Below are 2,408 nucleotides of genomic sequence, written 5' to 3' on the forward strand. Positions count from 1 at the left end.
TGTTGATGTTGGGAATGATATGAGTTGGATTTTTCACACGCAGACCGTTTGAAGCATCCATTTCAGCTCCAGCAACATTAAAATAACGGAAAATAACATATTTCCAATCATAGCGATTGGCCATCCAGTAAATCATTCGTTCACCCATCAGTTTTGTTTCTGCATAAGGGTTGACAGGGTCGAGCAGGGTATCTTCAGTTGCAGGCTTGTCAATACAGTTATTACCATAGAGGGAAGCAGTCGAAGAGAACATGATTTTTTGAATACCAACTTCAGATAAGACTTTGAGAACTTGGTTCATACCAGCAACATTGGCAGTGAAGTATTTGCTTGGGTTTTCAATGCTTTCGCTCACAACAATTTCACCTGCACAATGAAGAACAGCATCAATCTGATTTTCTTCTAAATAAGCTTTTAGGGTACTAGAATCATAAACATCTAGTTGCTTAAAGCTAGCACGACTATCCACAGCTGCTCGATTTCCTGTAGAGAGATTATCTAGAACATGTACCTGATAGCCAGCATTTAAAAGAGCTTTAACGGTATGGGAGCCAATGTAGCCAGCCCCACCTGTGACAAGAATTGTTTTGGTCATGATTTTTTCCTTTTTCTAGTTTTGTACTATTTTAAAGAAATAAGAAGGCGAAGTCAACTATTTTCTGCAAATTTCATGAAAAACTGAACAAATATAGCATTGAATTGTTTTTTATTTGGGAATTAATAGTTTGGTTGGTCTTGGAATAGTTCTTAGATTTCACCTCACATGCAAGAAAATACAATCTTTTTCTAAGATACAGTAAGACTAAGATACTAATTTAGAAATCCACCTTCCCGCTATCCTTCTCCTATAAAAAGTGGTAAAATGGATGAAAGAAAGAAGGAACTGAAATGACAACATTATTTTCAAAAATCAAAGAAGTAACAGAACTTGCTGCAATCTCAGGTCATGAAGCGCCTGTCCGTGCTTATCTTCGTGAAAAGTTGACCCCGCACGTGGATGAAGTGGTGACAGATGGCTTGGGTGGTATTTTCGGAATTAAACATTCAGAAGCTGCAGATGCACCGCGCGTCTTGGTCGCTTCTCACATGGATGAAGTTGGTTTTATGGTCAGCGAGATTAAGCCAGATGGTACCTTCCGTGTCGTTGAGATTGGCGGTTGGAATCCTATGGTGGTTAGTAGCCAGCGCTTTAAACTCTTTACTCGTGATGGTCGTGAAATTCCTGTGATTTCGGGTTCTGTCCCTCCACATTTGACTCGCGGAAAGGGTGGACCAACTATGCCTGCTATTGCAGATATCGTCTTTGATGGCGGTTTTGCGGATAAGGCTGAGGCAGAAAGCTTTGGCATCCGTCCTGGTGACACCATTGTCCCAGATAGTTCTGCAATCTTAACAGCCAATGAAAAAAATATCATCTCAAAAGCTTGGGACAATCGCTATGGAGTTCTCATGGTGAGCGAGCTAGCTGAAGCCTTGTCATGTCAAAAACTTGGCAATGAACTCTATCTTGGCTCTAACGTCCAAGAAGAAGTTGGTCTTCGTGGTGCTCATACTTCCACAACTAAGTTTGACCCAGAAGTTTTCCTAGCAGTTGACTGCTCACCTGCTGGTGATGTTTATGGGGGTCAAGGCAAGATTGGAGATGGAACCTTGATTCGTTTCTACGACCCAGGTCACTTGCTTCTCCCAGGAATGAAGGACTTCCTTTTGACAACAGCTGAAGAAGCTGGTATCAAGTACCAATACTACTGTGGTAAAGGCGGAACAGACGCTGGCGCAGCTCATCTGAAAAATGGTGGTGTCCCATCTACAACAATCGGAGTCTGTGCTCGTTATATCCATTCTCACCAAACCCTCTACGCAATGGATGACTTCCTAGAAGCGCAAGCTTTCTTACAAGCTTTGGTGAAGAAATTGGATCGTTCAACAGTTGACTTCATTAAAAATTATTAAACCATAAGGGAGGTGGTAGGGATGGTAGAACCAAACCTAGAAAACCTTGTAAAAGATCTTTACAATCATGCTCGACATGATTTGAGTGAAGATTTAGTTGCTGCTCTCCTAGAGACTGCTAAAAAACTGCCTACTACAAATGAGCAATTGCTGGCAGTCCGTCTCTCAGGCCTGGTCAATCGTGAATTGCTCAAGAATCCTAGACATCAGGCACCTGAGTTGCTCAACTTGGCTCGCTTTATCAAAAGAGAAGAAGCCAAGTACAGAGGAACCGCAGCTTCTGCCCTTATGTATGGGGAACTCTTTAAAATGCTTTGATTCCATTGTGAATCAAAGCATTTTTCTATATGGTAGAAAAGCAATTCTTGATGAGGAGAAGAAAAAGCCATCCCATTCAGGAGAGCCTACTGAAAAAGTCATTAAATTGATGGCTTTTTTGTTATACTAGAGATGAG

The 2,408-nt window shown here is 41.4% G+C and carries 3 protein-coding genes; 2 read left to right on the forward strand and 1 reads right to left on the reverse strand.

Features of this window, described 5'->3' with window-relative positions:
- The coding region (locus QZ359_RS03605) for an SDR family NAD(P)-dependent oxidoreductase (RefSeq protein ID WP_293960118.1) at window positions 1–595 on the reverse strand (595 nt) is incomplete at its 3' end.
- A 293-nt stretch (window positions 596–888) separates the two neighbouring features.
- Between QZ359_RS03605 and pepA the strand changes: the two genes are divergently transcribed.
- Together pepA and QZ359_RS03615 are read left to right on the forward strand one after the other, a co-directional pair.
- Window positions 889–1,953 (forward strand): glutamyl aminopeptidase, encoded by a 1,065-nt coding sequence (gene pepA / locus QZ359_RS03610; RefSeq protein WP_293960121.1) that lies wholly within the window; start codon window positions 889–891, stop codon window positions 1,951–1,953.
- 21 nt (window positions 1,954–1,974) lie between these two features.
- The gene (locus QZ359_RS03615) at window positions 1,975–2,271 is read left to right on the forward strand and encodes a bacteriocin immunity protein (protein ID WP_293960124.1); all 297 of its coding nucleotides are present in this window, start codon (window positions 1,975–1,977) and stop codon (window positions 2,269–2,271) included.
- The last annotated feature ends 137 nt before the right edge of the window (window positions 2,272–2,408 follow it).

This window comes from Streptococcus sp. (assembly GCF_019414905.1).
Lineage (GTDB): Bacteria > Bacillota > Bacilli > Lactobacillales > Streptococcaceae > Streptococcus.

Excerpts from the sequence above, each read along its gene's own strand:
- pepA (WP_293960121.1), top strand. The coding sequence starts at position 889 with ATGACAACATTATTTTCAAAAATCAAAGAAGTAACAGAACTTGCTGCA.
- QZ359_RS03615 (WP_293960124.1), top strand. The coding sequence starts at position 1,975 with ATGGTAGAACCAAACCTAGAAAACCTTGTAAAAGATCTTTACAATCAT.